Below are 13,171 nucleotides of genomic sequence, written 5' to 3'. Positions count from 1 at the left end.
TTTTGAATATTAGCTTAAAGTTAAGAATAAGTCACAAAAAAAGCTGCTCCGTCTGGAGCAGCTTTTTTGGCTAAATATCAAAACAATTAAAAACTATATGAGTATCCTAATGAGATTTGCTGCCCTGGATCTCTACGTGAATAAATTCTAGACTCAGCTTGAAATGAATTGTAATTTGTTTCAATGACGTCATTCAGAATATTACTAAATCCGAAGTTAACTGAAGACTGCTTTTCATCTCCAAAAGCTTTGGACAATCTAAAACTCATGTTATGAAATGGCTGAGTATAGGCATCCGGAACGTTTCTAATACCTACAACTTCAAGCGTCTCACCCTGAACATTATAAAACAAACCACCTTGCCATCCTTTTTCATTATCGTCGTATCTTAACCCTACATTTATAAGGTAAGGTGACTGACCTTGCAGGTCTCTTTCGTTGTCTATAGTTTGACCATCTCTGGCAGCAAGTTGTCTGGATTCAAATTCTTGCTGAGACATTTTCACTACAGACTCTATATAAGAAAAGTTAGCATTAACACTAAACTTACTTAACCCTTCAGTGATAAAACCAAAGTTTTTTCTTATTTCTAATTCAGCTCCATAAACATCTGCAGAATTTACATTCTGAGGTTGCAAGTTATTGGGAGCTTCAGGAAATGCTACTAATTCTATTGGATCGCTAAACGCCTTATAAAAAGCACTTACTGCAAAAAGTTGACCGTTATCTCCATAACGCTCGTACCTCACATCAAAGTTATTGATATAAGAAGGTAGTATGTCTATATTACCAATGAAAGTTATATCACTTAATGGATCAAATATTTGAGCAATAGACGCTTCTTTAAAAGACGGTCTTGCAGTTGTCTCGTAATAAGATGCTCTTAGATTAGTTTCATCATTCAAAGCATAAATTAAATTTGCCGATGGGAAAAAATCAGCTTCATTTAAAATCTGCTCATCATCCAAATCGATTGTACCTTGATTGTTAACACCCGTATAGTTTAACTGGTAATTTTCAAATCTTAAACCTAAGACACTTTTAAGCTTCTCTGTGATTTTAAATTCTTCAGAAACATAAGCTGCAGCAACATTAGAATATGATTCAAAATTATTAGCTGGCTCAAAATTTCCTTGAATATAAGTTCCGCTATTTGTCTCTGGCACCCAAATATTTTCTGTGAGTAAAAGGTTGTCAGCATTTCCATTTACTGGTGTGTTGCTTGAACCTTTAATTAAAATATTGTAATTATTAATTCTGAAGTCTCTCTGTTTGTAAGTGTAAGCAGTACCAAATTTTAAACTTGCAGATTTTCCAAAAAGTTCGTGTTTTTTTGTAAGATCTAATTTACCAGCTAAATTTATTTCTTCGAGATCTCTCCATAGACGTTGTGGTGCTCCAGCAGTACTTGGACGAATTGAAAATTGATTTTCACCAATAACTTCAAAAGGCGTAACTCTTACATCCTTATCATTGATGTTTGAGAAACTTGGAGATAGTGCCCAGTCTATTTCCCATGAAGCGTCTTCATTAACGTGAGACCCAGAAAGATTAAAATTAGTAATAGACTTCTCTGTATATTCTAGGTTATCTCTTACCACTTCAATATCATCTTGGATAAAGGTGAAGGTTCTAAATTTACCTGCTCTCGAAATTCCATTTTGAAGGTGAAGTACATTAAAGCTGTATTTAGATTTATCGGTTTTAAAAGATAGACCTGCTAAACCGCTTACTAAAACATTATTGATTCCAACATCACCAGATTGAGTCCTGTTTGGCGTCAATTCAGTTTCTGACAAAGAAATAGGTTTGAAGAAGAAATTTTGCTCCAGTTGCTCAAAATATTCAGTTGTATTTCTATAAGATACATTAGCTAAGTAACCAAATTTATTGTTTTTTTCACCAACGTCATAGCTATTTCCTGCAGACAAACTCAAATTGAAATTGGCAGGACTTGTCGTTCTATCGGCAGCAAGTTTTTTATCAAAACGATTGGTCACATCGGTCACACTTAGACCATCTCTATTCACACCTCTACCAACCGGGGCAGGTATATCTAAAGTTTCAGGAATTGGAAGATCTCTGTCCCCATTATCTATTCCTATGAAGTCTGTTGATGAAGTATTGCCTTGTAAATAATCTGAGTTGAAATGCATGTCAAAATTATATGAACCACCAGCACTCACGCTATAAGTTTCGCGCGATGGGAAATCTTTAGTCACAATATCAACTACTCCGCCAGTAAAATCTGCCGGCATATCTGCAGTAGCAGTTTTAGAAACGATTATATTTTCAATAATATTCGAAGGTATTACGTCCATTTGTAATGTATTCCTATCAGGATCTAGTCCTGGTATATCCATACCATTCAGAATAGATTTCGTATACCTGTCGCCAAGTCCTCTCACAAAAACGTACTTACCTCCTTGTACGGAAACTCCTGGAATATTCTTAACTGCTGCTGCTACATTACTAGCTCCGGTTCGTTTCATACCTTCAAAAGATAAACCATCAGAAACTTTCACTGACTTTCTTTGTAAGTTTAAAACTGAAGCTTCTGTATTTCTTCTTGCAGTAGTAGTTACAATAACCTCCTGGAGACTATCGGCTGCTGATTTTAAAGTTACATCAAGTCGTGTGGTTTCATTTTCTTTGACCACTACCTCAGTAATTTCTTTAGTTTGATAGCCCACAAAAGAAAATGAAACTGTATACGTACCAGGTTCAACATCAATGGAGTATAAGCCGTCAAAGTCTGAGGTACTTCCTTTACTGGTGCCGACTATAGTAACATTAGCAAATGGTAAAATATCATCTAATTCTCCATCTAAAATCTTTCCTTCAATCTTACCGTTTTGTGCAGAAGCTGAAAATAGGCTTAAGCCAAAAATTAGAATTGATGTAATCTTAAAAAATCTAATCATAGTTTTAGTATTGTAAATTATAATAATATTGCCCGGCTTGAAAAAACCGAGCAATATTGAATCTATTTTGTTTCTAAATAGTGACTAGAAACCTAAAGCAGAAGCCGCTTCAGACACCCAAGTCCATCCAAACACTCCTAAATCTGCACCTACAGTAGATGCATCAGTATCGGCGACAACCGAAACAAATCCTTCAGTACCTGTAGCATCATTCTGGAAGCTTGTTTGACCAGAAGAATCTGTAAATAATGTAGCCACATCTGTTACACCTGCAGGAAGTACAATTTCAATGTTTGAAAAAGTAAGATCTCCAGCATTGTAATTATCTGCAACTCCCTGGTTATCCTGTAATGTGAAGTTTGATGTTTCCAAACCACCTACTAACAAAATGTTATTATTATTTCCCATTGCACTAGAACGAAATTGTGCAAATTCTCTATTTCCTGAGTTGGAATTAGTTTCAGAGTCATCTGAAAAAATAGTGATATTTTCTAATGTATACATCCCACTATCTGATCCTTCCGGACCATCAATCTCTAAACCATGATCAGAAACATTGTTCATAATAACAACTGAATTAGACACTGTACCGCTGTAGGCTTGGTCGATATCTATTCCATCGTCACCAACTCCCCAAACAATAAGGTTTGAAGCATTAACAGTTCCACCGAAAAATTCAACACCGTCATCTAAGTTAGCGACAACTTCAATATGATTAATTACTGTTCCATTACCAACTCCACCAAGTGTTAACCCATTGATTTCATTACCTTCACCAATGTTAGCTCCACCGTGACGGATAGAGACATATTCGATGTTACCTGAACTGTCAGTTGGGTCATTTCCTCCATAGAGTCCAAATCCTGAATCAGCAGGTATTCCTTCAATCAATTCTTCTGTAGCATCACCTTCAAACGAAGAAGGAGCATTCCCTAAAATGATAACACCACCCCAAAGACCTCTTTCGTTCACAGTTAAGTTTGGACTTACAGTTTCTCCTGAAACTATATTATCAAGAACTGTGGTGAAAATAATTGGCTCTTGTGCAGTACCATTAGCATTTAGAGTAGCATCTCTGTCAATCACTAAAGCAGAAGCTTGAGTTTGTTGTCCTTGCGCTCCTTTTATAACTGTACCAGCATCGATAGTTAAAGTAGCACCTCCGTCTACTACAACTTTACCCTCTAATATGTAAACATTGTCTTTAGTCCAGGTTTGGTCTTCTTCAATAGTACCAGAGACTTTAATTTCTTCACCAACTGGCTCTACTGGTCCAACTGGAGCATCATCATCGCTCGAGCAAGATGTAAATACCATTGAAGCAATCACTGCTGCAGATAAAAATAATTTTTTCATTTTGATAATTTTAATTGTTTTTGATGACGCAAACTTACAAGCAGAATGAAGCTTACATGTTATCTGCACGTTAACAAAAGATTGCATATAGATTAATAGATGAGCTGATTATTAATATTCACTTAACCTTGAGATATTCTTGGCTTTTTAAAACCCAGTAACATTCAATTAATACTACTATTTAAAGTTTATCTTAAGGTTAAATTTCTTCATATCAGGCATTAACCATGTTTAATTATGAAAAATTAGATTATTTTTAAACAAACTTTAAAACAGACATATTATGAAAAAAATTACATTACTGTTTTCACTTTTGGTAACAGCGTTCACTTTTGCACAAAACCCAGTAATTACTGGCTATGTAGATTCTACCTGCCCAGGTGCAGATGGCAGAGCTTTAGAAATCTACGTAGAAGGAACTGTCGATTTTACAGACTGGAATATTGTGAGACAATCTAACGGCGGTGGTTTCACAACTAATATTGACATTTCTGGTCTAGGTACAATTACAGATGATTTTGCTTATGTCACTAACGATGATGCTATCTTATTACAAGAATTCGGCATTTCTACACATGTATTAGTTACAGGTTCCATTAATGGAAATGGAGACGACGGTTTTCAATTAAATGATCCAACAGATGCAATAGTTGATCGATTTGGTGTTGAAGGTGAAGATGGCACAGGCACAGCTTGGGATCATTTGGATAGTTATGCATACAGAATAGACGGCGCTTCTCCTAATACAGGTAATTTCAATCCAGCTAACTGGATTTTTGGAGGTGTTGATTTGCTAGATGGTGAAGGTCTTTGTAATGGAGGAAATGCTTTCAGCTCACTCGTACCATTCGGCACCTATAGCTCAACAGGTGACGGAAACGCTACTATAGTAACTGGCGCAGATGTTTCAAATTTATTTTATTTTGAAGGTAATTTCGATGAAGTGAATGCAGAAGGTTCATTTACTGTACAAGGAATTAATCTGACAGAAAATATAACAATTACTTCCCCATCAAATTTTGAAGTATCAACAACTTCTGAGGGAACTTTTTCTAATTCATTAAGCTTAACACAAAGCAATGGGGAAGTTCCCGCTACTGAATTGTTTGTAAGATTGCAATCAGGTTTAACTGCTGGTGATTACACTGGAGTTATCACAGTGACCTCAAGTAGTGTCTCAGAATCTATAAATGTTTCAGGTGAAGTTTTAGCAGCTACTCCGCAAATTGATGTTCAAACTGGACCAATTTCTGGTTTGAATTACGATTTAGGTAATGGCCCATCACAAGAAGAAAGCTTTGTTATTGAAGGCCAGTTTTTGATTGATGATGTTAATGTAACTGCTCCGGCCGATTTTGAAGTATCACTTAGCTCTGGTACTGGATTTTCAAATACTGTTGATATTATTCAAACTGGAGGAAATGCTTCATCAACTGTATATGTAAGACTTGCGCAAGACCTTGTGGAAGGATCTTACTCAGGAAATCTCCAAGTAACATCTACCAACGCTACACAAGAAACAGTAGAATTGAGTGGAAATGTATTTGGTGATGTGACAAACGATATGATTATTACAGGTGTTTTTGACGGACCTCTAACAGGTGGAACTCCAAAAGTAATTGAGCTCTATGTAGTAAGAGACATTTCGGACCTTAGCACATTTGGTGTTGGAAGTGCCAATAATGGCGATGGAACAGACGGTCAAGAGTTCACTTTTCCTAATGTAACCGCAACCGCTGGTGATTTTATTTACATTTCATCTGAAGCTCCAAATTTCAATGCTTTTTTTGGATTCGATTCTGATTATGTTTCAAATGTTGCTAACAATAACGGTGATGATGCTATTGAATTATTTCAAAACGGACAGGTGATAGATACTTTTGGGGACATCAACACAGATGGAACAGGTGAAGCATGGGTATATTTAGACGGATGGGCATACAGAATAAATAATACAGGACCAGATGGTAGCTCCTTTGTATTGGGGAACTGGACATTCAGTGGTGTTAATGAAAATAATGATGATACATCTCAAGATACCGCAACCAACCCTTGGCCAATTGGGACTTTTTCCACTACTTTGAGTGTAAATGCATTTGATGTGAATGAGGTTAAATTATATCCAAACCCAGTTTCTAATGGAATTCTAACTATTGAAACTTCTGCCAAGGATACTTTGGAGGTTGAATTTTTCAATATGTTAGGACAAAAGGTTTTATCCTCTACTGCTGCAAAAAACATCAACGTATCCAATTTGAATGCTGGTGTATATCTAGTTAAAATAAATCAAGGTTCATCTTCTCTTACTAAAAAGATCGTGATCAAGTAAGTTTAAACTGAGTAAGAACATAAATACTAAAGCACTCTCTTTGCAGGGTGCTTTTTTATTACTTTTGAATTTCATAATTGACTATGAAATCTAATATTTCCTTTACTATAAATTCTGAAAAAGAGTTTGAAAAAACAGCTCTTCAGCTGTTTGAAAAACAATTTGAGAAGAATTCGGTTTACAGAGAATTCTGCGACCACTTAAATATCAAAAGTCAAGAAGTAAAATCACTAAAAGATATTCCATTCTTACCCATTCAGTTTTTCAAAACTCATGACGTTAAAACAGGAGAATTCACTCCTGATATAACATTTCTAAGCAGCGGAACTACTGGCCAAATTCAAAGTCAGCATAAAGTGAAAAACCTTTCACTATATGAAGAAAGTTTTACAAAAACCTTCAACCATTTCTACGGTAATATTGAAGATTATGTCGTTCTCGGATTACTGCCTTCTTACTTAGAACGTGAAGGATCTTCATTAATCTATATGGTAAATGACTTTATAAAAAAAAGCAAATACAACGAAAGTGGGTTTTACCTTAATGAGTTGGAACAACTGTCTCAAACACTCATCAATCTTGATAAATCTGGCAAAAAAATTCTGCTAATTGGTGTTTCTTTCGCATTACTAGATCTGGTTGAGAAGAAATCTTTCCAATTAAAAAATACTATCGTTATGGAAACTGGTGGTATGAAAGGGCGACGCAAAGAAATGATTCGCAAAGAACTTCATGATATCTTGAGCAGAGGCTTTGGTGTAGATCATATTCATAGTGAGTACGGAATGACCGAGCTCCTATCACAAGCTTACTCTAAAGGCCAAAGCAAATTTGAATGTCCGCCTCATATGAAGATATTGATAAGAGATACAGAAGATCCATTTCATTATTTAGACAAGGGAAAAACTGGCGGAATTAATGTGATTGATCTTGCAAACATCGATTCATGCCCATTTATAGCGACTCAAGATTTGGGTAAAAAAATCAATTCTAAAGAATTTGAAATTCTCGGAAGATTTGATCAAAGCGACATACGCGGGTGTAATCTTCTTGTGTTATAACATCTAAGTTTTTAATTCTTTTGAACTCGTTAATTTATCCCTAAGAATCAGCGTAAAACAACTTCAATTACAAGCAAATAGAGGATTAACTTGTATATTTGCATTTAGATTTAATCTTAATAGAAGTAAATTGTTTTATGAAATTAAATAAAGACGATATTAAAAAGGCTTTAGAGACAATTACCATTGCAGGTGAAGGTCAAAATATAGTGGAGAGTGGGGCATTACAAAACATTATCACTTTTGGTGATGAAGTGGTCGTAGATCTTAAACTTTCAACTCCTGCTCTACATATTAAAAAGCGTGCTGAAGTAGATGTGATGAAAGCTATCCACAAGCATGTTTATGAAAAAGCTAAAGTTGAAGTCAAAATAACAGTTGAAGCCCCAGAGAAGAAAAATGTAAATGAGATAAAGGGAAAACCAATTCCTGGTATTCAAAACATTATAGCGGTTGCTTCCGGCAAAGGTGGCGTAGGAAAATCTACAGTTACTGCCAATCTTGCTGTTACTTTATCCAAATTAGGTTTTAAAGTGGGTTTACTGGACGCTGATATTTATGGCCCATCTGGACCAATCATGTTTGATGTAGCCAACGAAAAACCTCTTTCTGTTACTAAAGATGGGAAATCTAAAATGAAACCTATCGAGAACTATGGAGTAAAGTTACTTTCCATAGGTTTTTTCACTAAACCAGATCAGGCTGTCATCTGGAGAGGTCCTATGGCCGCTAAAGCCCTTAACCAAATGATTTTTGATGCCGATTGGGGGGAACTCGACTTTTTATTAGTTGACCTGCCTCCTGGTACAGGTGATATACACTTATCGATAATGCAATCAATGCCAATTACTGGCGCACTGATCGTAAGTACTCCGCAAAATGTTGCTTTAGCTGATGCCAAAAAAGCGGTATCCATGTTTCAGCAAGAAAGCATAAATGTTCCTGTTTTAGGCATTTGTGAAAACATGGCTTACTTCACACCAGCAGAATTACCTGATAACAAGTATTATATCTTTGGAGAAAAAGGAGCTAAGTATCTTGCAGAAGATTTAGATGTTCCATTTTTAGGTGAAATTCCTTTAGTACAAAGCTTAAGAGAGTCCGGTGATATTGGTCGTCCGGCTGCTTTGCAGGATGGAACTCCATTGAGTGAATCCTTTGCAGAACTGACAAGAAACACTGTTCAAGAAGTGGTTAATAGAAATAAAAACTTACCGCCTACTGAAGCTATAAAAATCACAACTATGGCTGGATGTAGTGCAGTTAAAAACAAGTAATTATGATGACAGGTCAAGAATTAAGAAAAACAATAGAAGTAGCATTAGATGAAATTCGCCCTTTTCTTAAAAGCGATGGAGGAGACATAGAGCTTATTTCTATTGAAGATGATTCACTTGTAAAAGTGCAATTGATGGGAACCTGTGTGGATTGTACTGTCAACCAGATGACCCTAAAGTCTGGAGTCGAAATGACAATAAAGAAACACGCACCTCAAATCAAAGAGGTCATCAATTTAAAAGCTGATCAATTAGCTTAATAATAAATTTAAAAAACAACTAGTAGATTTTGATATGATCAAAACAGATATTCTCATTATTGGAGCGGGACCTACAGGGCTTTTTACTGTATTTGAAGCAGGATTGTTGAAACTAAAATGTCACATCATAGATGCTCTACCTCAACCGGGAGGGCAGTTATCAGAATTATACCCTAAAAAACCTATCTACGATATTCCGGGTTTTCCAGAGGTTAAAGCTGGCCAATTGGTGGATAACTTGATGGAACAGATCAAATCTTTTCAACCAGGATTTACACTAGGAGAAAGAGCTAAAGATATTGAGAAACAAGAAGATGGTAGTTTTATAGTCACCACAGATGAGGGCACAAAACACCATGCACCCATTGTCGCTATTGCTGGAGGCCTTGGAAGCTTTGAACCTAGAAAACCACCGATAAATAATATTTCAAAGTTTGAAAATAAAGGTATTCACTATATGGTGAAAGACCCTGAAAAATTTCGTAATAAATCTGTCGTCATTGCTGGCGGCGGCGATTCCGCTCTAGATTGGAGTATTTATCTGGCTGATATTGCTTCTGAAGTGACTTTAGTGCACAGAAGAAATGAATTTAGAGGTGCTCTGGAGTCTGTCGATAGAGTCAAAGAACTTAAGGATATAGGCAAAATCAAATTAATTACTCCTGCTGAGATTGTTGATGTTCATGGTGATGAAAACCTAAAGTCTGTCACCATAAGGAAGAACAATGACCCCGACGAAAATTTTGAGTTGGAAACTGATTACTTTATTCCGTTGTTTGGACTCTCTCCAAAACTTGGTCCTATCGCTGACTGGGGACTGGAAATTGAAAAAAATGCTATTAAAGTTGATAACACGTTAGATTATCAAACCAATATTCCTGGCATTTATGCTATTGGAGATGTCAATACTTATCCTGGCAAACTAAAATTGATTCTTTGTGGATTTCACGAAGCCACCCTGATGTGTCAAAGTGCATTTGCCAAAATTCATCCCAACAAACGTAATGTGATGAAATACACTACAGTAGGTGGCGTTACTGGATTTGATGGAACCAAAAAAGAAGCGCCAAAAGCGGTGATTAGGAGTATTGATTAATAGTGCAACTACATGTGATTTACGCCCTGCTTCATAGATGAAACAGGGCGTTTTTAATGTAATAAACTTCTTTTAAAACTGACTTCTATCACTTTGGATTCATAATGTTTGAATAGTTTTGCACTACTTATATATTTTAGAACATGGATGTAAAGATTACAATTATAGATAGAGAAGGTACTTCTCATGAAGTGGATGCTCCAACAGATATGGCGATGAACCTGATGGAGGTGGTTCGCTCTTATGAACTTGCTCCAGAAGGTACTATTGGCATTTGCGGAGGCATGGCCATGTGTGCCTCTTGCCAGTGCTATATCCAATCTGATACTGAACTACCCGAAAAAGAGGATGACGAGGAAGCTATGCTTGCTGAAGCTTTTTATGTAAAAGATAATAGTCGCCTGAGCTGTCAAATCCCTATTACCGAAGAACTTGAAGGTTTGAAAGTTCAATTGGCACCTAGCGAAGAGTAAAGCCCCCTAACACCCAGAGGGAAATATGGTTCTCCCTGCAAAGTAGGGAAAAGTTTTACTCTGTCCCCCTTTTCTACTCACCTCTTGATAGTTATCGGGATGAGATGGGTTTTAAGCTATCGCTTTGTAGTAATTAATTTCTTTAGCAATGCCATTCCATAGACCAAAACGTTTTTGCAAAGCTTCTCGAGAACACACTTCCACTTCCTTCCACTTCTGCTCGTCCTCACCACATAGAGCTGAGATCAATTCTAAAGCCATTGGGCCGTGCTCATCTTCATCTAACTCAATGTGACGGTCAAAATAGTACTTGAAAAGACTCAAATCTTCTTCTGGAAAATTCTGCTGAATCTCACCAATATTGGAAGTGAACATGTCTGGAATGAGTTCTTCTCTTCCAAACGTAAAACAGGCTGCAATCTCATGGGCTTTTCCATTTCTGATCGTGTTGAAGGTGAATATCAGAAACTCCTTCACGCTTTCTGGTAAATCGCTGGTAGCAATGACCAAAAATACATCGGTCCCGTGCTGAATTTGATCAACAAAATCCTGTACGGATTTAGTGGAAGCCCCTGCCTTTTGCATCGCATCCAGATACATTTCAAAATGACTCTGGCGTTCGCCATTGGCATTAAGGTCGGTTTCCTCTGCGAGAACAATTTCATTGATCAGGTAGCGATGTTTTGGATTCCCAACTGGCACCCAGGGGGAACTTGTACAGGTCAACTGCGTTTGGAGTGACTTCAAGAGCGACATAAAATCCCAAACCGCAAATACATGGTGGTTCATAAAAATTTGCAAGTCCTGCGGGGATTCTATACTTTTATAAAGGTTGTGGCCTATGAGTTGTGATCTTAAGTCTTTTAAATTTGCTTTGAGTTCCGTTACCTGCATCATCATTTTTTTCTGCAAAAATAAAGAGTCAGGCGAGAATTAACTCTACCTGACTCTTTATTTTAAAATTTTATTTTGAAGGTGTAATTGGAAAATTTAATAATTTCACAAGAGACTTGAATGACCTTCTATTTTCATTACTCATAGTCAAATTACCTTGTTCAAGTTCGAGCGGAGTCAAGAACCTATACATCTCGACTCCGCTCGATGCTAAAACACATAATCGAAATTTATTTCTAATGGATAGTTAATTCTGCGAAAAATGAGTCTGCTATTTAAAAGCAGAAATCCCAGTGATATCCAATCCTGTAATCAACAGATGAATATCGTGTGTTCCTTCATATGTAATCACACTTTCCAGGTTCATCATGTGCCGCATAATACTGTATTCTCCAGTTATACCCATGCCACCAAGGATTTGCCTTGCTTCTCTGGCGATGTTGATTGCCATTTCTACATTGTTACGCTTGGCCATGGAAATTTGAGCGGATGTCGCTTTATCTTCATTTTTCAACTGACCTAAACGCAAAGCCAAGAGTTGTGCTTTGGTGATCTCGGTAATCATTTCGGCTAACTTCTTTTGCTGAAGTTGAAAACCTGCTATAGGTTTTCCAAACTGGATGCGTTCTTTTGCATATCGCAAAGCAGTGTCATAACAATCCATCGCAGCGCCTATTGCTCCCCAGGCAATGCCATAACGAGCAGAATCCAAACAAGACAGTGGTGCTCCAAGTCCGCTCTTTCCTGTTAATAGATTTTCCTTAGGCACTTTCACATCCTGAAAGATCAACTCTCCCGTTGCCGATGCTCTTAGAGACCATTTATTATGAGTTTCCGGAGTGGAAAAACCTTCCATTCCACGCTCTACTATCAATCCGTGAATACGTCCTTCTTCGTTTTTGGCCCAGACCACAGCTACATCACAAAAAGGTGAATTGGATATCCACATTTTTGCACCATTGAGTAAATAATGATCTCCTTTATCTTCAAAATGAGTTGTCATGCTACTTGGATTAGAACCGTGGTCTGGTTCTGTTAATCCAAAAGAACCCATAAACTCTCCTGTAGCCAATTTTGGTAAGAACTTCTTGCGTTGCTCTTCCGTTCCATAAGCATAAATAGGAAACATCACTAAAGACGATTGTACAGACGCTGTAGAACGAACACCACTGTCTCCTCTTTCGATTTCTTGCATAATCAATCCGTAAGAAATTTGATCTAGACCTGCTCCTCCATATTCTTCTGGAATATAAGGACCAAAAGCACCAACTCCAGCTAAGCCTTCGATAATTGACTTAGGGAATTCTGCCTTTTGTGCTGCTTCTTCTATGATTGGACTTACATCGCGTTTCACCCAATCTCTCGCTGCCTGGCGAATCATTTGGTGTTCTTCTGTCAGTAAATCATCTATATTGTAGTAATCTGGGGCTTGAAATGTATCTTGTTTCATGATTTGTTATTCTTATTTACAAATTTAACGAATACAAGACTGAACTTCTAT

Annotated in this window: 10 protein-coding genes; 6 read left to right on the top strand and 4 right to left on the bottom strand. The window is 36.9% G+C overall.

The genetic code is table 11. From position 1 onward, the window contains the following. Positions 1 to 86 precede the first annotated feature (86 nt). Complete coding sequence (locus ACFQ0R_RS07165) at positions 87 to 2,924, bottom strand: TonB-dependent receptor (protein WP_379657699.1); 2,838 nt, start codon at positions 2,922 to 2,924, stop codon at positions 87 to 89. A gap of 84 nt (positions 2,925 to 3,008) precedes the next feature. Then, on the bottom strand, positions 3,009 to 4,280 hold the full coding sequence (locus ACFQ0R_RS07160; RefSeq protein ID WP_379657698.1) for a hypothetical protein: 1,272 nt from the start codon (positions 4,278 to 4,280) through the stop codon (positions 3,009 to 3,011). Between the two features lie 283 nt (positions 4,281 to 4,563). On the opposite strand from ACFQ0R_RS07160, the gene ACFQ0R_RS07155 reads away from it, so the two are divergent. The 6 genes from ACFQ0R_RS07155 (at position 4,564) to ACFQ0R_RS07130 (ending at position 10,776) form a co-directional block, all read left to right on the top strand. Next, the gene (locus ACFQ0R_RS07155) at positions 4,564 to 6,609 is read left to right on the top strand and encodes a T9SS type A sorting domain-containing protein (protein WP_379657697.1); all 2,046 of its coding nucleotides are present in this window, start codon (positions 4,564 to 4,566) and stop codon (positions 6,607 to 6,609) included. Between the two features lie 83 nt (positions 6,610 to 6,692). Next, a complete protein-coding gene (locus ACFQ0R_RS07150; RefSeq protein WP_379657696.1) occupies positions 6,693 to 7,670 on the top strand; it encodes a LuxE/PaaK family acyltransferase in 978 nt (325 codons plus the stop codon). A gap of 137 nt (positions 7,671 to 7,807) precedes the next feature. Next, positions 7,808 to 8,947 (top strand): Mrp/NBP35 family ATP-binding protein, encoded by a 1,140-nt coding sequence (locus ACFQ0R_RS07145; RefSeq protein ID WP_379657695.1) that lies wholly within the window; start codon positions 7,808 to 7,810, stop codon positions 8,945 to 8,947. A 5-nt stretch (positions 8,948 to 8,952) separates the two neighbouring features. Beyond that, entirely contained in the window at positions 8,953 to 9,207 is a 255-nt protein-coding gene (locus ACFQ0R_RS07140; RefSeq protein WP_379657814.1) for a NifU family protein, read from the top strand. 34 nt (positions 9,208 to 9,241) lie between these two features. Continuing rightward, positions 9,242 to 10,303 carry an NAD(P)/FAD-dependent oxidoreductase gene (locus ACFQ0R_RS07135; RefSeq protein WP_379657694.1) on the top strand — a complete coding sequence of 354 codons (1,062 nt, stop codon included), beginning with the start codon at positions 9,242 to 9,244 and terminating at the stop codon, positions 10,301 to 10,303. Between the two features lie 143 nt (positions 10,304 to 10,446). After that, positions 10,447 to 10,776, top strand: a complete 330-nt coding sequence (locus ACFQ0R_RS07130; RefSeq protein ID WP_379657693.1) for a 2Fe-2S iron-sulfur cluster-binding protein — start codon at positions 10,447 to 10,449, stop codon at positions 10,774 to 10,776. Positions 10,777 to 10,887: 111 nt separating this feature from the next. Here the strand turns inward: ACFQ0R_RS07130 and ACFQ0R_RS07125 are convergent, their stop codons facing one another. Further along, positions 10,888 to 11,673, bottom strand: coding sequence for a DUF3050 domain-containing protein (locus ACFQ0R_RS07125; protein WP_379657813.1), 786 nt, complete (start codon positions 11,671 to 11,673; stop codon positions 10,888 to 10,890). Between the two features lie 268 nt (positions 11,674 to 11,941). Beyond that, positions 11,942 to 13,120, bottom strand: a complete 1,179-nt coding sequence (locus tag ACFQ0R_RS07120) for an acyl-CoA dehydrogenase family protein (RefSeq protein WP_379657692.1) — start codon at positions 13,118 to 13,120, stop codon at positions 11,942 to 11,944. Positions 13,121 to 13,171 lie beyond the last annotated feature (51 nt).

This window comes from Psychroflexus salinarum (assembly GCF_042677225.1).
Taxonomy (GTDB): domain Bacteria; phylum Bacteroidota; class Bacteroidia; order Flavobacteriales; family Flavobacteriaceae; genus Psychroflexus; species Psychroflexus salinarum.
Note: the sequence above shows the minus strand (reverse complement) of the source record. Positions and strands in the feature narration are given on the sequence as shown.